An 18,846-nucleotide genomic window follows, 5' to 3' on the forward strand; every position below is an offset into this window, starting at 1 on the left:
GCGGACGCGGCACCTCCATGCCGAGGAACGCAAAGAGCCGCACGTATGAGGACGTTGGAGCACCAGGAAGACGATGCCCCAGCCCAACAGCACGATGCCCGACACGCCGCACAACACCGCCTATCCTCAACGACGTTGACGTTCTTCGGCCTCGGGAGGATGCCCCATGGCAGCCGTACACGTGACCGTGTGGGACGACCGCGACCGGGTGGACGCCGCCGCCCCCGCCCTCTTCGTCCACAACATCTTCACCTGGGGCAGCGACCCCACGTACGGGTTCGCCGGGCAGCGGCCCCTCGCGGACAGCCGGCGGCTCCTCCTGATGGATCGCCGTGGTTACGGCGACAGCCCGGACACCCCGCGCAGCGACTTCGACACCGACGCCGACGACGTGGTGGGAATCCTCGACGACGAGGCGTCCGGCACGGGCCCGGGCGGCACCCACCTCGTCGGCCACGGCAACGGCGCCGTCGTCGCACTCCTCGCCGCCGCGCGCCGGCCCGCCCTCGTCCGCTCCCTCACCCTCATCCAGCCCTCCGCCTTCACCGCCGCCGCGCACCATCCGGTCGTCGCCGGCCTGCTCGACCGGGTACGCGACGACGCCCCCGGCATCCCGGACGACGTCACGCCGGAGCAGTATCTGCGGGCGTCCACCGAGGGGCTGGGGATGGCGATGCCCGAGCCCACGCCGCGCCGGCTCCGGGCCGTCGCCACGTCCATGCGGGAGCGGCCGATCTGGGAGGCGGAGATCCCGCTGGAGCCGATCCGGGGCGCCGCCCTGCCGGTCCTGGTGATCTGCGGGACGTGGGAGCAGGCCCCTGCCGCGTACCGCGAGCACGTGGGGCTGCCCCTCATGGCCGTGGCCGACTCCCTCACGGAATCGCTCGGGGCCCGCCTCCTCCGGGTGCCCGGGTACTACCCGCACAGCCAGGAGCCCGCCGCCGTCAACGCCGCCCTGCGGGACTTCTGGGCCTGACCCGGCCCGGTACGCGCGGTAATGCCCGGCGCGCCGTCCCCCCGTCGCCCAGCGGGGGCGACGGCGACGAGCTCCGCTGTCACAATCCGGCAGCCCGCCCCGTCCTTCTCGGTGAACTGGCCACCGCACAAGGGGGTATCCACCCGTGAAGAACCCGATCCTGGTGACGGGCGGCACCGGCCGGCTCGGCCGCGCGCTCGTCCCGCAGCTGCTGTCCGCCGGACACCCGGTCCGTGTGCTGAGCCGCAGGCCGGCTACCGCCCCGGATACGCAGGGCTTCCGCGGCGACCTGCTCACCGGCGAGGGCCTGGACGAGGCCGTCGCCGGCGCCAGCGTGATCGTGCATTGCGCCACCGGCAACGGCCGCTCGGACATCAAGGCCACGCGCAACCTCCTCCACGCGGCGCTGCGCGGCGGGCGGCCGCATCTGCTGTACGTGTCCATCGTCGGCGTCGACCGGGTCGGCCTGTCCTACTACCGGGCGAAGCTGGCCTGCGAGCGGCTCGTGGCGGACTCCGGCCTGCCGTGGACCGTCCAGCGCACGACGCAGTTCCACGAGCTCATCGTCTGGATGTGCACCAGCCAGCGGTGGCTGCCCGCGATCGTGATGCCCGGCGGGGTCAGCTTCCAGCCCGTCGACACCGGTGAGGTCGCCGTCCGCCTCGCCGCGCTCGCCGGCGCCCCGCCGGCCGGCCGCGCACCCGACATGGGAGGCCCCGAGGTCCGCCGCGCCGCCGACCTGGCCCGCGCCTACCTGCGCTCGCGTGGCGCCCGCCGACCGGTGCTGCCGGTCCCGATGCCCGGCGTCGCGATGCGCGCCTACCGCGCGGGAGAGCACCTGGCCCCCGAGCACGCCGACGGCCGGATCACCTTCGACCAATTCCTCGCCGCATGACCGCCCGCACCTGGCTGCGCGCGGGCCTGGCGTTCCTCGCCGCCGCGCAGTTCACCGTGGGCGGGTGGGCGCTGCTGCTGCCCCGCTCGTTCTTCGCCATCCCCTGGGTGGGCATGCACATGGCCTATAACGCGCACCTGATGAGGGACTACGGCGCGATGAGCCTGGCCACTTCGGTGGCGCTGGGGGTGGGCGCCGTCCGCCTGCGGCGCAGCGCCGCGCGCACCGCCCTCGCGGTCTACCTTGCCTTCGCCGCACCTCACTTGGTGATCCACCTCCAGCTGATGCACCACCTCGCCCCGGCCGATCGCGTGCCGCTGCTCACTGCCCTCACCGCCGCCGTCGCGATCCCGCTGGCGCTGCTCCCGCTCACCGGCCGGCTCGACCGCCGGGCCGCATGTGCGTCCGCCACGCGGCGCTCGACTCACCCTGTCGGGCATCCGCGCATCGCTCTGCGCAGAGTTCGCACGGTCGCTGCCTCGGCCGCCCCCGCTTCCGCGGACCGGCCAGATCGCCGTCAGAAGCCATGAGCTGGGTGACGTCATCACGGTCGCCGCCGGTCGGTGCCACCGCGAGCGGGACGCCGGTGGCATCCATCGCGAGGGCTCACCGTACGCGGATCGGTACGGCCTTGAGTCGCGCCCGGCGCCCCGCGCGGACGACGAATGGCCGGCCGGCGGGCTCGCCAGGAGGACTGCCCGGGTTGCGAGTTCAGCGCTACCGCTCCGGGAGACCGCGGACGAAGTCCAGGAGCAGGGTGCAGAACGCGGCGGGCTGTTCCAGCGGCGCGAGGTGCCCGGCGGCGGGGATGACCACGACCTGGCCTGCGTCGAGGTCGCGGGCCAGTCCCTCGCCACCCTCGAAGAAGTCGGGCATGTCGTGTTCACCGACGCCGACCAGGGCGGGAGTGGTCAGCGTGCGCAGCGCCGCCGGTCCTTCGCCGAGCGGGTCCGCTGCCGGTGACGGCCGGCCGTGGGCGAGCTGTCCGGTCAGCTGGCGGCGGAGCATACGGGCCGCGTGCGCGCGTACTTCGCCGGTCGCGCCGGCCGAGGTCCACGCCTCGACGCCGGCTGTCACGGCCGCGTCCAGGTCACCGGCGGCGAGCGCCGTCCTTTCGGCGTCCCAGGCGGCTCGCAGACGTGGGGAGGCCGGCAGGTCGTGCGGCCGGTACCCGACGAGCACCAGGCCCTGGACCCGCTCGGGTGCCGTGACGGCGGCCTGGAGCGCCACCAGGGCGCCGAGGGAGTTCCCGGCCAGGACGAAGCGGTCGGCCCCGAGGTGGTCGAGCGTGTCGAGTACATCCGTCCAGGGGGCCGCCTCACGGTCGTCGGGCACGAGCGCGTCACCGTGGCCGGGCAGGTCCAGGGCGATGGCCCGCACGCCCGCGTCGGCGAGCAGGGGAAGGTGGGCGCCCCACATGGTGCGGTCGGTGGGACGGGCGTGCAGCAGGACGACGGGGCGGCCCCGGCCCGCCTCATCGGAGGGCAGCAGCATGGCAGGCACCTTTCTTCGGTGGCAGGGGTGGGAGGCGGAGGGGGGACGGCAGCCGGCTCGCGGTGCGGAGGAGGGGGAGACCTGTCTTCCTGGGGCGGCTGTCACGCCGCGGCGGTCAGTTCGTCGGTTTCCGCGTCGCTCAGCCGCAGGGTCGCCGCGGCCAGGTTCTCCTCCAGGTGCGCGACCTTGGAGGTACCAGGTATGGGCAGGACGACCTCGGAGCGGGCCAGCAGCCAGGCCAGCGCCACCTGCGACGGGCGGGCGTGGTGGGTGGTCGCGATCCGGTCGACCGGGCCACCCGGGCGGGCCAGCTCACCCGCGGCCACCGGCGCCCAGGGGATGAAGCCGATGCCGTGGCGGGTGCAGTATTCCAGGACGTCAGCGGAGCCGCGGTCGGTGAGGTTGTAGCGGTTCTGGACGGTGGCGATCTCCGCGATCGCGCGGGCCTGCTCGATCTGGCCGACGGTGACCTGGGACAGTCCGATCGCGACGATCTTGCCCTCGTCCTGGAGCCGCTTCATCTCGCCGACCTGGTCCGCCAACGGGACCTTCGGATCGACGCGGTGCAACTGGAACAGGTCGATGTGATCCACGCCGAGCCGGCGCAGACTCATCAGGGCCTGCTGGCGCAGGTACTCCGGGCGCCCGACCGGCGGCCACGCCGCCGGACCGAGGCGCACCGGTCCCCCGTCGGTCCTGATCACATCGGGCCCGTTGCGGGTCAGCCCGGCCTTGGTCGCGATCAGCACGTCGTCGCGGTAGGGATGGACCGCCTCGCGGATGATCTCCTCGCTCACATACGGGCCGTAGGAGTCCGCGGTGTCGATCAGCTGCACGCCGAGTTCGACGGCGCGGCGCACCACCCGGACGCACTCCTGGCGGTCGTCGGGCTCACCCCACACCCCGAGTCCGGTCAGGCGCATGGCGCCGAAGCCGAGACGGGCGACCTTCTTGCCGGCTATCTCGAAGGTGCCGGCGGCGTCGGACAAAGACGCGGTCATGAGCGGAATTCTCCTTTCTCCGCGGCAGTGGCCTGGTCCGCCACGGCCCCTTCCCGCTCGGACAGCCGGCCGAGCAGGACCAGGGCGTCGGCGCCGGCGCTGCCGGGTTCCGCGCTGTAAACGGACAGGTGCTGTCCGGGGGCGCTGGTGACGGCGAGCGCCTCGAAGTGCAGACGCATCTCCCCCACCTGCGGGTGCCGGAAGCGCTTGTCCTCGTGCGTACGGGGACGGACCTCGTAGCGCGCCCACAGGCCCGTGAACGCGGGGCTGCGCACGCTCAGTTCGCCGACGACCCGCTCGATCCGCTCGTCCCGCGGGAACTGCGAGGAGGACGCCCGCAGGTTGCCCACCGCGATCCGCGCCGCGTGGTCCCAGTCGGCGTAGAACTCGCGCGCGAAGGGATCGAGGAAGATCATCCGCAGCAGGTTGTCGTACCGGGCGAAACCGCCGTACAGCGCCCGCGCCATCGCGTTGGCCGCCAGTACGTCCTGCGCCGCCCCGACCACGAAGGCCGGCACCTCGCGCATGCCCTCCATCAGCCGCAGCAACTCCGGAGCGACGGTCGTCGCGGCAGCCGTTGTGCCGAAGACGGACAGGCCCAACCGGAAGAGATGGGCGGCCGCCGCGCCGTCCAGCCGCAGCGCCCCGGCGATCGCCCGCAGCACCTGCTCGGACGGGTGCCGCTCACGGCCCTGCTCCAGACGGATGTAGTAGTCCATGCTCACCCCGGCCAGCAGCGCCACCTCATCGCGCCGCAGCCCCGGCACCCGGCGGGCCCCGTCGTCGGGCAGACCGACATCCGCCGGCGCGACCGCCGCGCGACGGGCGCGCAGGTAGTCGCCGAGTGCGTTCTCGCTTTCCATGCCCGCCACACTAAATTCCGTGCACGCATCGGGGCGTGGGTGCGTCACACCCCCCCCAGGGTGTGACACTCAGCGACGCGCCCCGGGTAGCCGCAGCGCACCCTCCCCCGCCCGCGGCCGCGCACGTAGCGTCGGCGCCATGACCGGTCACCGCGCCGCCGAGCGCACACCGGCGCCCCCTGCCGTCCTCTCCCGGGCAGGTCGCGGAAGCCGCCACGGCGGCCGTCCGCCGGCCGCCGCGGCGCCCCCTCCCTCCCAGAACCGGAGTTCCTTCATGCCCGAAGCATTCGCCAGCGCTGTCATTCCGGCCCGGGTCACCACGGTGTGGCGCGTGGTCCGCGACTTCGGCGGCCTGGCCGCCTGGCAGCCGGCTGTCGCGGACTGCGTCCTGGCGGGCGCGGAAGCACCCGACCGCGTCGGTTGCGTCCGCACTCTGTCGATGGCCGACGGGGAGACCGTGGTGGAGTCCCTCCTGGCACTGGACGACCGCACACGGTCCCTGACTTATGGCATCGTCAGCTCCCCGTACCCAGTGCGGTCCTACCAAGCCACCATGTGGGTTTTGCCTCTTACCGCCACCGATGAGACGTTCGTCGGCTGGTCGGTGAACTTCGACTGCGACCGGGCCCACACCGACGAGCTGACGAAAACCTTCCGGACCGACGTCTTCGCTGCCGGACTGCGCGGCCTGGCCGACCACTGTCACACGCCGTGATCGACTGCCCGGTCTTCAAGAGCACGTAACGGAATGCGGCTCGCAGTCGGCCCCAGCAGATCAGCGAGCAGGCGTCAGGAGCTCCAAGGGCCGGGGCGGCACCTCACTCCCACCAGTAGCGGCCGACTTCCGTCCCGGCGTAGTGGCTCCCCTTATGGCGGTGCGCCAGTTCGCACCGCGCCCACTTCTTCGGCGGACGCGGCACCTCCATCCCGAAGAACGCAAAGAGCCGCACGTATGGGGCCGTTGGGGCAAGGGACGCCCGTGCCGCGCAGCGCCGCCGCCTCCGGCTCATGTGCCGGCATCCGCCTCATGAGGGTGACGGCGCATTTCGACATTGCAGTCGACCACTTTCGAAAGGTCGCCGGCGTAACGAGCCTTTTCCCGCTGCTCCGCCAGCGCCCCGCACACATCGCACCCGGCAACGGGCCGGGGCTCGGGCCTCACCTCGGGCTCCGGCAGGTGAACGGGACCACTCAGGCGGCACATCGAACATCACCCGCCCGCCGGTGAGGGTGCTGCGCGATGACCCGGTAGAAGCGCGCCTTGGTCTCCGGAACGCTGCTGGCCTTGGCACACTTCGCCGCCGCCACGCAGATCCGGCAGGCGGGGTACGGGATGGGGATGAGCTGGACGGGGGCGTCCAACGGCGCGCTGATGGCCGCCGCTTCGGTCGGCCCGGGGCCAGTGATGGGGGGACGAGGGGGCATGCTCCGCTCCTCTCCGTAGTGGAAGCACTACCGAACGAGACCAGCGTCGCCTAGAGTTGGATGGTCTTCAACGTTCTGGAAACGGAGGGCACGTTGGTCAACATCAAGGAGTTGAACCCCGACGCCTCGCCCCAAGCGGCCTACGGCGCCCGTCTCCGCAGCTTGCGGGAGGCACGCGGGTGGACTCAGGACCAGTTAGCTGAGCAGGTGGGGTACTCGGGGAGGCATATCTCGGCTGTCGAAACAGGGCGCAAACCGCCGACTCGCCGTTTTTCGCAGGCCTTAGACACTGCTTTTGGGCTCTCCGGTACCACAGAGTCGTTCGAACGCGCGTGGGGGGAGATCCGGAACGGCAGCCTGCTGGAGGGCTTCCCGGAGTACAAGGCCGCTGAGGCAAAGGCAGCGGAGATCCGTCTGTACGAAGTAGGCGTAATCCCTGGACTCTTGCAGACCCCGGAGTACGCATCGATTCTTGCCGAGAGCGCGGTCAAGCGTGGTGCGATCACGCCTGAACAGGCGGACGAACGCGTCTCGATCGTCGTCGAACGTCAAGCTGTGCTGGCTCGGCCACGTCCACCGCTGATCTTCGCCGTGCTGGACGAGAGCTGCGTCCGGCGCCCCGTCGGCAGTCGTCAGGTCATGGTCGCGCAGTACGAGCGTCTACTGGAGTTCGCCCAACTGCCGAACACCGTGCTTCAGATCGCGCCCTACAGCATGGGGGAACATCGTCCATTCGACTTGCCGTTGTACGTACTGACGCTGTCGGACCGCTCACTCTTGTCCTACGCCGAGTCTGCACAACGAGGGCACCTTGAGAGGGAAACCTCCTCCGTTCTGCCTCTCTTGACGGCATACCATCAGCTACAGGCCGAAGCGCTCCCTCAGGCAGCCTCTGTGGCCATGGTTCAAGAGCTACGAAAGGGCACCCCGTGACAACCGACTCCCATCGCTGGATCACGTCCTCGTACAGCAACAACGGCGGCGCCTGCATCGAATGGGCGCCGGAGCACGCCCGGAGTGCCGGGGAGGTTCTGGTCCGCGACAGCAAGAACCCCGGCGGGCCCATGCTCACGCTGACCCCGCAGGCGTTCGCCGGGCTGGTGCAGTTCGCCAAGTCCCACGGCTGACGAGGCTCCCAGCGGGACCGCCTGCACGACCATCCTCATCCACATGCAGGGAGAACCTATGAAGTGGGTCAAGTCCTCCTACAGCGGCAATGGCGGTTCCTGCATTGAATGGGCACAGGAGCACGCCCGGAGCACCGGCGAGGTTCTGGTCCGCGACAGCAAGAACCCCAGCGGCCCCATGCTCACCCTGACCCCGCAGGCGTTCGCCGGGCTGGTGCGGTTCGCCAAGTCGCGCGTGTGACGCCGCCGCGTTCGCAGGCCCCGCTGCTCGTTGGCTTCTGAGTGGCGGGGTTTGTCGTGCCGGGCGGGGGGCCGGCGTAGGCGTTACAGGGTGCGGAGGGCGCCGCCGTCGATGTGGAGCATGGTGCCGGTGATGTAGGAGGCGGTGGGCGAGAGGATGACGGCGGCCATGCGGCCGAATTCGTCGGGGGTGCCGTAGCGTCGCAGGGGGATGTTGGCTGTGCGGTCGGCGCGCGTACGGGCCGGGTCGTTGGTGGCCTGTTCCAAGCCCTTGAGGCGGTCGGTTTCTATGGAGCCGACGATGAAGCCGTTGACCCGGATGCCGCGTGGCCCCAGCTCGTCGGCCAGGGTCTTGGCGGCCATGGCGAGTCCTGGGCGCAGGCCGTTGGAGACGCTCATGTTCGGCCAGGGGGATTTGACGGAGAGGGAGAGGACGAAGCCGATCGAGCCGTCGGCGGGGAGTACCGGTGCGGCGGTGCGGGCGAAGCGGAGGGCGCCGAGGAAGACCGACTCGAAGGAATCGCGCCATTGGTCGTCGGTGATGGTGGTGATCGGGCCGGTGGGCGGGCCGCCTACGCTGATCAGCACGCCGTCCAGGCGTCCGAACCGTTCGAGGGCACTGGCCACCAGGCGGTCGGCGGCCTGCGGGTCGGCGTTGTCGGCGGTTGTTCCCAGGGCGTGTTCCGGGCCGCCGAGCGTCGCCACGGCGTCGTCCACCGCGTCCTGGCTGCGTGAGGAGATCACTACGCGGGCGCCTTCGGCGACCAGGGCCCGGGCGGCGGCCAGGCCCAGTCCCTTGGTGCCGCCGGTGATCAGGAAGACTTTGTCGTTGAGTCCCAAGTCCATGGTGTCCCCGTGGGGTTGGGGAGCGGGGGTCGCTCCGGGCCTGCGCCGTCAATTGAGTTAAGCCGCCGCCGTCCCGCATGGCAAGAAGGTGATCTCAGTATGCGGGCGCGGTTCGGGTGGTCATGGGGCCGGGCGGCGGCGGCGTGCGTAGTAGGCGTACGTGAGAGCCAGCACCAGCGGGCCCCACAGCATTCCCGGCGCGATGCATGCGGTGGCCAGGGCTTCCCACCAGGGGTTGGCGTAGCCGACGTTGTGGAAGTCCGCGATGTGGAACCAGCCGAGGGCCGCGGTGCCCCACATGGCCGCGGTGAGGAGCAGTCCGCCGGCGGTCGCCGGGATGATCACCGCGAGTGGGGGGATGCGCCTGCCCCCGATGACGGGCAGCCGGGCGGGTACGGTCTCGCCCCAGCCGCGTACGAGTATCAGGGACAGCAGCGCCAGGCCCTCGGAGGCCACGCTGAGCCCGAAGACGTAGAAGGCCGCCCACCACGGCAGTCCCGGCGCCTGGGGATCGACGGCGCCCATGCGGAAGCCGAAGGCGAACGGCAGACGCCACAGGCACCAGGGCAGCAGGAGGAGGGGGATCGCGCGAGCGGTGTTGGTCGCCCAGCGTGGGACCGGACGTTCGGTGTCGGTGGCCGGCTTCGATGGCGCGTGCAGGGCCCGGATTCTCATGGGTCCAGCTTCCCGGCGGGGACGGGGTGCGTGATCGGCCTGGGGTAGGGCGGCGGTCCGCCTCACGGGGGAGCGTGGGTCCGTCGTGGGGCGGGCCCCACCGCCGCCTGCCCGTACGGCCGGTGGTGCAGGCCGCGCCGACTCCTGCGGGCCCCGGCCGCGTGGCCGGCGGGAACGGGAGGCGTCAGAGCACGGCGAGCCGGTCCGCCAGTAGCTCCACCCTCCGCTCGGCGTCCGCCGGTGGCAGGCGCCCGGCCCGGGTCAGGGTCGCCAGTCCGTGCAGGGCCGCCCAGAACGTCTCGGTGAACAGGCCCGGGTGGACGCCCTCGCCCGCGACCTCGCCGAGGGCTTCCAGGAGGGCGGCGAAGGCGTCCTTCAGCGGCTCGGGGGTGTCCTCGTGCGCGAACGCCAGGCCGCCGTCGAGTCGGAAGATGGCGTCGTAGACCGCCGGGTTGCGCGCGGCGAAGTCGAGGTAGGCGCGGGCGAGGGCGGTGACCCGGGCGCGCGGGCCGTCCGCGGCGGAGGTCGCGGATGTCGTGGAGGTCGCGGACGAACGAGACGCGGTCCAGGCCGTTTGCAGGCGTGCGTGGTCCGCCGGGGTGGGGTGGCGGAGGGTCAGTCCCGCGGGGAGCGGACGATCGGCGGCGGGTGGGCCGGACGGCTGCGGGGCGTCGGCGGATACCGGGGCGTCGGCCGGTGGCTGGTCAGCGGCTTGGGGGATTTCGGGCATGGCCGGCTCTCCTCGGTGGGTGCGTTGCCGGCCAGCGTAGACGTGGGGTGGGGAGCGGGGCGGTGGGGTGGATCACCGCCCCCACCGTCCCGCTCCGGGGCGAACGGGCAGGAGGCGGTTAGGAGTTCAGGGGCTTGCGGGCCACGACGACCCCGTTGGCGGCGGGGGCGGCGAAGGGGCGGACCTCGATGTCGGTGAAGCCGGTGTCGAGGAGCCAGGAGCGGTACTCGGCGCCCGTGTAGTTCCGGCCGAAGGTCTCCACCAGCATGGACAGGCTCATCAGCGTGGCGTCCAGCGGGCCGTCCTTGGTGTCGGCGACCAGGAGTTCGCTGATCAGCAGCCGGCCGCCGGGGGCCAGCGCGTCGTAGCAGCTGCGCAGGATGGCGCGGCACTGGTCGATGTCCCAGTCGTGCAGGATCATCGACAGCAGGACGACGTCCTGGCCGGCCGGCAGCGGGTCGGTGAAGAAGCTGCCCGGGGCGAAGGACACCCGGTCGCCGAGCCCGGCCTGCTTGACCTTCTTCTCGGTGAGGTCGCAGACGAAGGGCAGGTCGAAGATGGTCGCGGACAACTCCGGGTAGGCGCGGCACAGTTCGATGGCATACGCGCCGCCACCGCCGCCGACGTCCAGCAGCGAGCGGGCCGCCGACAGGTCGACCGCCCGGGCCAGCTCGCGGGCCGTGGGGCGGGAGATGGCGCTCATGCCTTCCCAGAAGGTCTCCACGACGACGGGGTTGGTGTCGTCGAAGAGGGAGTCGCGGCGTTCGCTGTCCCAGGCGGTCGGGCGGTTGGTGCGCAGCGCCTCGTCCAGCCGCAGCCAGCCCGGGTAGTCGTGGCGGGAGACCACTTCGACCCAGCCGCCGACGTAGTCGTCGCTGCCGCGGAGGAGGTAGCGGTCGGTCATGGGGGTGTTGCGGTAGCCGGCGCCGTCGCGTTCCAGGAGGCCGAGGGCGGCGCAGCAGGTGACCAGCTGCTCGACCGGGCGCTCCTCGAATCCCAGGACGCCGGCGAGGTCGGCCGGGGTCATCCCGGGGCGTTCGGCGAACCGCTCGAACACCTGGCGTTCGTGCGCGGTCACCAGCGTCTGGGATACCCAGAGGCCGTAGACCATGTTCATGATCGGCATGACGGATACCGGCTCGTCGGCGGAGGTCGTCGTCATTCGTCACTCTTCTCGGTAGGTCGGCTCGGTACGGCAGGGGTCAGACGGTCTGTTCCGCGACCGATTTGCTCCACTCGCGGGCGGTGGGGCTGGCGGCCCGGCGGGTGGCCTCGGACGGCACGACGGGGGTGGCGGCCTTGCGGCCGAACAGCACGTCCATCGGCTCCTCGATGTCGCCGGCGTACCCCATGGCGAAGCAGCCCTGCTGGTAGCCGATCACCTTCAGCAGCTCCTCGGGGAAGGTGCGGGCCAGCTCCGGGGGCGCGACGAGGTACTGGTTCTCCTCCTGGCGGACCCAGCCCGCGCAGTAGCTGAGGATCAGGCCGCGCCGGACGTCGTCGGTGCGGTTGTGGCCGCCGCCGTGCACGACCTTGCCGGAGAAGATGAACACCGAGCCCTTGGTCATCTCCACGGGGATCGAGTCCTCGTGGCTCACCTCGTCGGGCGAGAGCGCGTCGCTGCCGGGGACGACGCGGGTGGCGCCGTTGGCCTCGGTGAAGTCGGTGAGCGCCCAGAAGAACTGGCACATCACGTGGTGGTCGGCGGCGAACGGGAAGAAGTCCCAGACCAGTTCGTCCTTGTGCAGCTTCTGCGCGACCGAGCCCGGGTAGGCGCTGATCAGCTGGGTCTGCGAGAGCTGGAACTCGGTGGAGCCGCTGAGGAGTTCGCGGGCGACGCCGGTGCACAGCGGGTGCGTGATCAGCTCGCGGCCGGTGGCGGAGCGGGCGACGAGGCTGCCGGTCCGCTTGGTCTTCTGGCCGGCGAACGCGTCCGGGCCGAAGGGGGTGGCGTCGATGTACGGGGTCATCTCGGCCAGGAGGGCGTCCACCGTTTCCGGCGGCAGGACGTTCTCGACGACGGCGTAACCGTTCACGCGCATGCTGTGCATGATGGCGTCGAGGCCGGCGTCCTTGGAGAAACGGTCATTGACCTCGGGCTGGACGGATTTTACGGGCTGCACGGATTTCGCGGGTTTCACGGGGTCCACGGTGTTGCTCCCTGGCTCGGGTACGGGGATTGCGGTGCGGCGCCGGGCCGGCCTCCTCCTTTGCGGACTGCGTAAAAGGAGAGGTGGCGGAATGGCGAGAGGGCGGGCGAATTCGTCACTGCCTCGCCTGATGTCGCGCACGGGTGCGCGATGAAATGTCGCACGCACGGCACCGCACGACGGCTTTCCGGCGCGACCGGGAATGCATTCCGCGCCGGAGGTTTCCTGAATAGATCATTACCTGCCGTTGACCATCGGGGCAAGGGTCGTTCGGGCGATCGGCCGGTTTTCGGCCCGGGTGAGCGGGGGCCGGCCGACCGGGTGCGGGCGGGCGATCACCCCTGCCGCCGATCGCCCCCGGGAGTCCGATCACCTGGCATACCCGCAGCTCAGGGGCGCGCGGGGCGGGTTGGCGGCAGGCTTGCGGCGGGCTCGCCGCGACGGATCAGGGCAGCCGCCGCCCCCCGGAGGCCGTGCGCCGGGCCGAATAATGGCCATTCAGCCGGGACCCCCTGCGAATAAGCCATCCGGACACGTACGACCCCCGCAAAAAGCGCCACGCCCCACCGGATTCCAGCCAGCGCGTACACCGGTCGGCCGGATGGCGCGATCCTTTCGCGAATGCTTCCCCGGCGCGTTGCGGGAGGGTCAATTGTTTAGGGCGGTGCGGCGAGGGCCAGGATTGCCCCGTGTGATTGACCCGCACGATTCGGGAGGTTAGCGTGTAGCGTGTTCGGCGGATCAGCGGAGTTCCGCCGCCATAACGCCGCCCAGTGCGCCGCGTATACGATCCGGGTACGGTCGAGTGCCCGCTTTTCCCTGACGCCTTCTCGCGTCACGTTTCCTCCGCGGCACGTTTCCCCTGCGCGTTTCTCGTGACGGTTCCCGTAGCGGATACCCGTACCGATTTCCCCGCTGAGGGATTCCCCCGCGGCTTCCCGTAACGATTCCCGGCCCTGGCCCCGGCCCCGGCCGTCCCGGCCACGCGCCCCCTATCCCCATATCCAAGGAGTGAGAGAGCCATGACCACGACAGTCGACACCACCACCGAGACCACCGAGTCCGTCTCGTTCGACGGCCAGAACCTCGGCATCGAGGACGTCCGGCGCATCGCGGAGCACTATGTGCCGTGCACGGTGACGCCCGAGGTGCTGACGAAGGCGGCGGCCAGCCGGCAGCAGTTCGAGGACATCGTCCGGCAGGGCGCCGCGGTCTACGGCGTGACCACCGGCTACGGCGAGATGATCTACATGCAGGTCGACCCCTCCAAGGAGGTCGAGCTCCAGACCAACCTCATCCGCAGCCACAGCGCCGGCGTCGGCCCGCTGTTCGCCGAGGACGAGGCGCGCGCCATCCTGGCCGCGCGGCTCAACGCCCTCTCACGCGGCTACTCCGCGGTCCGCCCCGAGGTGCTGGAGCGCCTGGCGCTCTACCTCAACCTCGGCATCACGCCCGCCATCCCCGAGATCGGTTCGCTCGGCGCGAGCGGTGACCTCGCCACCCTCTCCCACCTGGCCTGCACGGTCATCGGCGAGGGCTACGTACTGCGCGACGGCGGCCGGGTGCCCACCGGCGAGGTGCTGCGCGAACGGGGCATCGAGCCGCTGGAGATGCGGTTCAAGGAGGGGCTCGCGCTGATCAACGGCACGTCCGGGATGACCGGCCTGGGCTCGCTCGTCGTCGGCCGGGCCTTCGACCAGCTCCACCAGGCGGAGATCGTCTCCGCGCTGATCGTGGAGACCCTGCGCTGCTCGACCAGCCCGTTCCTCGCCGAGGGCCACGAACTGGCCCGCCCGCACCGCGGCCAGGTCGACTCGGCGGCCAATCTGCGCACCCTGCTCGCCGACAGCCAACTGGCCGTCTCCCACAGCGAACTGCGCGAGGAGTACCAGAGCAAGAAGTCCGGCGACGACGTCACCCGCACCGACGTCTACCTCCAGAAGGCGTACTCGCTGCGGGCCATCCCCCAGGTGCTCGGCGCCGTCCGGGACACCCTGCGGCACGCGGCCGGCACCCTGCACACCGAGCTGAACTCGGCCACCGACAACCCCCTGTTCTTCCCGGGCAAGGAGGTCTTCCACGGCGGCAACTACCACGGCCAGCCGGTCGCGTTCGCCATGGACTTCACCACCATCGCGCTCACCCAGCTCGGGGTGCTCTCCGAGCGGCAGAGCAACCGCCTGTTCAACCGGCACCTCAGCTACGGGCTCCCGGAGTTCCTGGTGGCCGGCGAGCCGGGCCTGAACAGCGGTTTCGCGGGCGCCCAGTACCCGGCCACCGCGCTGATCGCCGAGAACCGCACGATCGGCCCGGCCAGCACCCAGAGCGTGCCGTCCAACGGCGACAACCAGGACATCGTCAGCATGGGCCTGATCTCCGCGCGCAACGCCCGGCGGGTGCTCTCCAACAACAGCAAGATCCTCGCGGTGGAGTTCCTGGCCGCCGCCCAGGCCGTGGACCTCACCGGCCGCTACGAGGGCCTGAGCACCGCCGGCAAGGCCACGTACGAGAAGGTCCGCTCGCTGGCGCCGACCCTGGACCGGGACCGGTTCATGTCGGACGAGATCGAGCGGGTGGCGGAGGCGGTGGCCCGGGGCGAGTTCCTCGCGGCGGTCACGTCGGCGGGCGTGGAGCTGCGCTGACGGCTCGTCAGCCGAAACGAGGAAACCACCCGTAAGCGGATCGCCGGAAAGCGGCGAAGGGAGTCGGGATGAACACAGCGGACGCCCTGGCGGTGCTGGACGCCCCGCCCGACGCGGACGTGGACCCGGATGAGCTGGTCCGGGCGGCCATGCAGTGGCACTTCTCACCGGAGACCGGTACGCCGTTCTGGCTCGCCCGGCGGGACCGGCTGGGCTTCGACCCGTGCGCGGACGTGCGCACCCGGGCTGATCTCCGCCGGTTCCCGCAGGTCGTCGACGAACTGCGGTCCACGCCGGTGGAGGATCTGCTGCCCCGGGGCTACGGCGGCGCCGCCGAGGTCATCGGGGTCTTCGAGAGCGGCGGCACCACCGGGGCCCCCAAGCGGGTGGTCTACCTCGCGGACTGGATGGAACGCGAGATGGCGCAGGCCATGCGGGCCATGGACGAGCGGGGCTATCCGCGCGGGGTGAACTGGCTGTCGCTGGGCCCGAGCGGCCCGCACGACTACGCCGAGCTCACCGGGCAGCACGCGCGCCGCCGGGGCGGGCTGCGGTTCGCCATCGACTTCGACCCGCGCTGGGTGCGCCGGTGCCTGCGGGAGGGCCGCCCCGAGGACGCCGAACGGTATCTGGACCATGTGCTGGCCCAGGCCGGGGACGTGCTCGCCAGCCAGCGCGTGGGGGCGATCCAGGCGCCGCCGCCGCTGCTGGAGCGGCTGGCGCGGGACGAGCGGCTGGTGGACCTGGTCCGCGGCCAGGTGCGGGTGATCACCTGGTGCGGGACGAGCATGGACCGGGACACCCGGGACCTGTTCACCCAGGAGGTGTTCCCCGGCATCCCGGTGTACGGGCTGTACGGCAGCACGATGGCGCTGGGCGCGGCGTTCGAGCGGCCGGCCACCGACGACGGCGACTCGGTGTTCGACTCGCCGTCGGTGAACGTCACGTACGAGGTCGTGGACCCCGGCAGCGGCGAGCCGGTCGCGGTCGGGGAGACGGGCCAGGTGGTGATGCACCACCTCAGCAAGTCGGCCCTGCTGCCCAACAACCTCGAACGGGACGTGGCGCGCCGGGTCGCCGCCCCGGCGGGCCGGGTGGGGCACTCGGTCGCCGACGTCCGCCCGGTGGAGGCGTTCACCGGGGTGCCCGTGATCGTGGGGGCGTACTGATGGCGGCGGCGCTCCCGGGCACCCCCGGGACCGCCGTCGCGGGCCCCGCCCCCGGGTCCGCCGTCACCGGCCCGGCCACCGGGACCGGCGGCACGGGTCCCGCCACCGGGGCCGCCGTCGCAGCCGGTGCCCCCGGGGCCGCGCCCGGCCCGCCGCTCTTCCTGGACGCCCTGGTCCCGGCCGGCACCTACCGCACCGGCCGGCGGGAGACCGTACGGGACGTGGCGGGCCGGCCGGTCGCCGAGCTGGCGCTGGCGCCGCCGCTGTACGTCGGGCGGACCCTGGACCGGCTGCGGCGGGCCCCGGCCGTCGCGGCGGGCTGGCCGGCGGCCGAGCGGGAGGCCCGGCTGCGGGCCGCCGCCGCGGCGTTCACCACGGCCCGGCTCGGCGGGCTGGACCCGGAGGCCCACCACCGGCTGGTGGCCCGCACCACCGGCGTGCCGGTGGCCGTGGTGCGGGCCGCGGCGCAGACCGTCGCCGCGTCGCTGGCGCAGGCGGTGGCGGCGGTCGAACGGGCCCGTCCGCGCGGCGCGTTGGCGGCGGACTGGCGGCACGCGGACGTGGGCGCCGGCGGCGCGGTCGTATGGCGGCGCCGGGGCCGGCTGCTGAGCGTCCTCGCGTCCGGGAACCACCCGGCCGTCCACTCGCTGTGGCCGGAGGCGCTGGCGCTGGGCTACCGCGTCGCCGTCCGGCCGTCCCGCCGCGACCCGTTCACCGCGCACCGGCTGGTGCTGGCGCTGCGGTCGGCCGGGTTCGCGGACGAGGACGCGGTGCTGCTGCCGTGCGGCCACCAGGCCGCCGACGAACTGGTCCGGGGCGGCGACCTGGCGATGGTCTTCGGTGGCGACGAGGTGGTGCGCCGGTACGCGGGCGGCCGGGCCGGGCCACCGGTGCTGCCGCAGGGTCCCGGCCGGGTGAAGGTGCTGGTCACCGGCGCCTGGGAGCCGTACCTCGAGGTGATCGCGGAGTCGGTCGGCGGGCTGGGCGGGGTGTCCTGCCTCAACGCCACCGGGGTGCTGGTCGAACGGGACGCGGCGGGCTTCGCCGCGGCGCTGGCCGAACGGCTGGCCGCGCTGCGGCCGCTGCCCCCCGACCGGGAGGACGCCGGGCTGCCCTGCCTGCCGCTCACCGAGGCCCGGCGGGTCGAGGACTTCCTCCGGCAGCGGGCCGCCGGCACCCGGACGGTGCTCGGCGGCGGCGCGTACGACCTGGGCGACGGCAGCGCGGCGCTGCGCCCGGCCGTGCACCTGCTGGACGGGCCCGGCGCCGGACAGCTCGGCGTGGAGCTGCCGTTCCCGTGCGCCTGGGTCGCGCCGTGGTCCCGGGCGGACGGCGCCGGGCCGCTGCGCGGCTCGCTGGTCGCCGGCGTCGCCACGGACGACGACGCGCTGGTGGACGCGGTACTGGACGAACCGTCCGTCCGCAACGTCTACGGCCTGGACCGGCCCACCTGGTGGCTGCCGCCGGGCATCCCGCACGACGGGTTCCTGGCCGAGTTCCTGATGCGCGCCACCGCGCTGGCCCGGCAGTCGAAGGAGGTGATCCGGTGCGTGCCGTAGTCCTGCGCGGGGTGGGCGACGTCCGGGTGGAGGAGGTGCCCGCACCGCGCGTCGAGGAGCCCTCGGACGCGCTGGTGCGGGTGGTGGCGGCGGCGGTCTGCGGTTCGGACCTCGCGGTGCTGCGGGGACTCTCGCCGCTGCCCCGGCCGATCCGCAGCGGCCACGAGTTCATCGGGGTGGTCGAGGACGTGGGCACGGAGGTGAGCGGGCTGCGCCCGGGGCAGTTCGTCGTCGCGCCGTTCAACACCTGCTGCGGCCGCTGCCCGCACTGCCGCCGCGGCCTGCCGATCGCCTGCGAACGGGCCGTGTTCTTCGGGGAGTTCGGGCCGGACGGGTCGGCGCTGGACGGCGGGCAGGCCGAGTACGTCCGGGTGCCGCTGGCCGATACGACGCTGCTGGCCCTGCCGGAGACCCCGCCCGGGGAACTCCTCCCGGAGCTGCTGGCGCTCACCGATGTGCTGCCCACCGGGCACGAGGCCGCCGTCCACGCGGGCGTAGGGCCCGGCGCGACGGTGGTGGTGGTCGGGGACGGCGCGGTGGGGCAGTGCGCGGTACTGGCCTGCCGCCGGCTGGGCGCGGAGCGGATCGTGGTGATGTCGCGCCATCCGGAGCGGCAGCGGCTGGCCCGGGCGCACGGCGCGACCGACATCGTCGCGGCCCGGGGCGAGGAGGGCGCGGCGGAGGTCGCCGAACTGCTGGGCGGCGGCAGCGGCCATGTGATCGAGGCGGTCGGGTCGCTCCAGGCCGTCCGGCAGGCGATCGGCTGCGCCCGGCCCGGCGGCCGGATCGGCTACGTGGGGCTGCCGTGGGGCGTCACCCTGCCGCTGTGGGAGCTGTTCGGCAAGAACCTCGCACTGAGCGGCGGCGGCGCGAACGTCCGCGCGACCATGCCGGAGCTGCTTCCGGACGTGCTGGACGGGACGCTGCGGGCGGGCGGGGTGTTCGACGCCTCGTACGGACTGGGGGACGCGGCGGAGGCGTTCCGGGCGATGGACGGGCGGGGGTGTGTGAAGGCGCTGCTGCGGCCGTGAGGGGGGGCGGGGCGGGGCGGGGG

At 72.5% G+C, this 18,846-nt stretch carries 20 protein-coding genes and 1 pseudogene; 10 read left to right on the top strand and 11 right to left on the bottom strand.

Features of this window, described 5'->3' with window-relative positions; genetic code table 11:
• The first annotated feature begins 166 nt into the window (after positions 1-166).
• Together ADL22_RS21275 and ADL22_RS21280 are read left to right on the top strand one after the other, a co-directional pair.
• On the top strand, positions 167-976 hold the full coding sequence (locus ADL22_RS21275; protein WP_066981975.1) for an alpha/beta fold hydrolase: 810 nt from the start codon (positions 167-169) through the stop codon (positions 974-976).
• Positions 977-1,121: 145 nt separating this feature from the next.
• Complete coding sequence (locus tag ADL22_RS21280) at positions 1,122-1,871, top strand: SDR family oxidoreductase (protein ID WP_066981978.1); 750 nt, start codon at positions 1,122-1,124, stop codon at positions 1,869-1,871.
• A 438-nt stretch (positions 1,872-2,309) separates the two neighbouring features.
• Here the strand turns inward: ADL22_RS21280 and ADL22_RS37025 are convergent.
• The 4 genes and pseudogenes from ADL22_RS37025 to ADL22_RS21300 form a co-directional block, all read right to left on the bottom strand.
• Positions 2,310-2,474: pseudogene (locus tag ADL22_RS37025) on the bottom strand (IS5/IS1182 family transposase); the annotation flags it as partial.
• Positions 2,475-2,588: 114 nt separating this feature from the next.
• Entirely contained in the window at positions 2,589-3,365 is a 777-nt protein-coding gene (locus ADL22_RS21290) for an alpha/beta fold hydrolase (RefSeq protein WP_066981981.1), read from the bottom strand.
• A gap of 101 nt (positions 3,366-3,466) precedes the next feature.
• The gene (locus ADL22_RS21295; RefSeq protein WP_066981984.1) at positions 3,467-4,366 is read right to left on the bottom strand and encodes an aldo/keto reductase; all 900 of its coding nucleotides are present in this window, start codon (positions 4,364-4,366) and stop codon (positions 3,467-3,469) included.
• Positions 4,363-5,229, bottom strand: coding sequence for a helix-turn-helix domain-containing protein (locus tag ADL22_RS21300; RefSeq protein ID WP_066982030.1), 867 nt, complete (start codon positions 5,227-5,229; stop codon positions 4,363-4,365). Before ADL22_RS21300 ends, ADL22_RS21295 begins: the two co-directional genes overlap by 4 nt.
• A gap of 274 nt (positions 5,230-5,503) precedes the next feature.
• On the opposite strand from ADL22_RS21300, the gene ADL22_RS35455 reads away from it, so the two are divergent.
• Positions 5,504-5,944 (top strand): SRPBCC family protein, encoded by a 441-nt coding sequence (locus ADL22_RS35455; protein ID WP_066981987.1) that lies wholly within the window; start codon positions 5,504-5,506, stop codon positions 5,942-5,944.
• A 103-nt stretch (positions 5,945-6,047) separates the two neighbouring features.
• On the opposite strand, the gene ADL22_RS36705 is transcribed toward ADL22_RS35455, so the two are convergent.
• Positions 6,048-6,179 carry a hypothetical protein gene (locus ADL22_RS36705; protein WP_267890199.1) on the bottom strand — a complete coding sequence of 44 codons (132 nt, stop codon included), beginning with the start codon at positions 6,177-6,179 and terminating at the stop codon, positions 6,048-6,050.
• A 241-nt stretch (positions 6,180-6,420) separates the two neighbouring features.
• Positions 6,421-6,654, bottom strand: a complete 234-nt coding sequence (locus tag ADL22_RS21310; protein WP_066981990.1) for a hypothetical protein — start codon at positions 6,652-6,654, stop codon at positions 6,421-6,423.
• A gap of 60 nt (positions 6,655-6,714) precedes the next feature.
• Here ADL22_RS21310 and ADL22_RS21315 point away from each other — a divergent pair, with 60 nt between their 5' ends.
• From ADL22_RS21315 to ADL22_RS21325, 3 genes are read left to right on the top strand one after another with little or no spacing between them, the layout of a single operon-like run.
• Complete coding sequence (locus tag ADL22_RS21315; protein WP_066981994.1) at positions 6,715-7,587, top strand: helix-turn-helix domain-containing protein; 873 nt, start codon at positions 6,715-6,717, stop codon at positions 7,585-7,587.
• On the top strand, positions 7,584-7,781 hold the full coding sequence (locus ADL22_RS21320; protein ID WP_066981997.1) for a DUF397 domain-containing protein: 198 nt from the start codon (positions 7,584-7,586) through the stop codon (positions 7,779-7,781). The genes ADL22_RS21315 and ADL22_RS21320 overlap by 4 nt, the downstream gene beginning before the upstream one ends.
• A gap of 43 nt (positions 7,782-7,824) precedes the next feature.
• A complete protein-coding gene (locus ADL22_RS21325) occupies positions 7,825-8,022 on the top strand; it encodes a DUF397 domain-containing protein (RefSeq protein ID WP_066982000.1) in 198 nt (65 codons plus the stop codon).
• Between the two features lie 83 nt (positions 8,023-8,105).
• On the opposite strand, the gene ADL22_RS21330 is transcribed toward ADL22_RS21325, so the two are convergent.
• The 5 genes from ADL22_RS21330 to ADL22_RS21350 all read right to left on the bottom strand — a co-directional run bounded on the left by ADL22_RS21330 (position 8,106) and on the right by ADL22_RS21350 (position 12,413).
• Positions 8,106-8,867 carry an SDR family oxidoreductase gene (locus ADL22_RS21330; RefSeq protein WP_066982003.1) on the bottom strand — a complete coding sequence of 254 codons (762 nt, stop codon included), beginning with the start codon at positions 8,865-8,867 and terminating at the stop codon, positions 8,106-8,108.
• A gap of 120 nt (positions 8,868-8,987) precedes the next feature.
• Entirely contained in the window at positions 8,988-9,542 is a 555-nt protein-coding gene (locus tag ADL22_RS21335; RefSeq protein ID WP_066982005.1) for a hypothetical protein, read from the bottom strand.
• A 184-nt stretch (positions 9,543-9,726) separates the two neighbouring features.
• A complete protein-coding gene (locus ADL22_RS21340) occupies positions 9,727-10,272 on the bottom strand; it encodes a TetR-like C-terminal domain-containing protein (protein WP_234430790.1) in 546 nt (181 codons plus the stop codon).
• Positions 10,273-10,390: 118 nt separating this feature from the next.
• The gene (locus tag ADL22_RS21345) at positions 10,391-11,434 is read right to left on the bottom strand and encodes a methyltransferase (RefSeq protein ID WP_066982007.1); all 1,044 of its coding nucleotides are present in this window, start codon (positions 11,432-11,434) and stop codon (positions 10,391-10,393) included.
• A gap of 40 nt (positions 11,435-11,474) precedes the next feature.
• On the bottom strand, positions 11,475-12,413 hold the full coding sequence (locus tag ADL22_RS21350; protein ID WP_234430791.1) for a phytanoyl-CoA dioxygenase family protein: 939 nt from the start codon (positions 12,411-12,413) through the stop codon (positions 11,475-11,477).
• A gap of 1,031 nt (positions 12,414-13,444) precedes the next feature.
• On the opposite strand from ADL22_RS21350, the gene cmdF reads away from it, so the two are divergent.
• The 4 genes from cmdF to ADL22_RS21370 all read left to right on the top strand — a co-directional run bounded on the left by cmdF (position 13,445) and on the right by ADL22_RS21370 (position 18,823).
• Positions 13,445-15,064: a tyrosine 2,3-aminomutase gene (cmdF, locus tag ADL22_RS21355; protein WP_066982010.1), complete on the top strand. Its 1,620-nt coding sequence runs from the start codon at positions 13,445-13,447 to the stop codon at positions 15,062-15,064.
• 68 nt (positions 15,065-15,132) lie between these two features.
• Positions 15,133-16,233: an AMP-binding protein gene (locus ADL22_RS21360; RefSeq protein WP_066982013.1), complete on the top strand. Its 1,101-nt coding sequence runs from the start codon at positions 15,133-15,135 to the stop codon at positions 16,231-16,233.
• Positions 16,233-17,792, top strand: coding sequence for an aldehyde dehydrogenase family protein (locus tag ADL22_RS21365; RefSeq protein ID WP_107116356.1), 1,560 nt, complete (start codon positions 16,233-16,235; stop codon positions 17,790-17,792). Before ADL22_RS21360 ends, ADL22_RS21365 begins: the two co-directional genes overlap by 1 nt.
• Complete coding sequence (locus ADL22_RS21370; RefSeq protein WP_066982016.1) at positions 17,780-18,823, top strand: alcohol dehydrogenase catalytic domain-containing protein; 1,044 nt, start codon at positions 17,780-17,782, stop codon at positions 18,821-18,823. Before ADL22_RS21365 ends, ADL22_RS21370 begins: the two co-directional genes overlap by 13 nt.
• The last annotated feature ends 23 nt before the right edge of the window (positions 18,824-18,846 follow it).

The sequence above is a fragment of the Streptomyces sp. NRRL F-4489 genome (assembly GCF_001509485.1).
Taxonomy (GTDB): Bacteria; Actinomycetota; Actinomycetes; order Streptomycetales; family Streptomycetaceae; genus Streptomyces.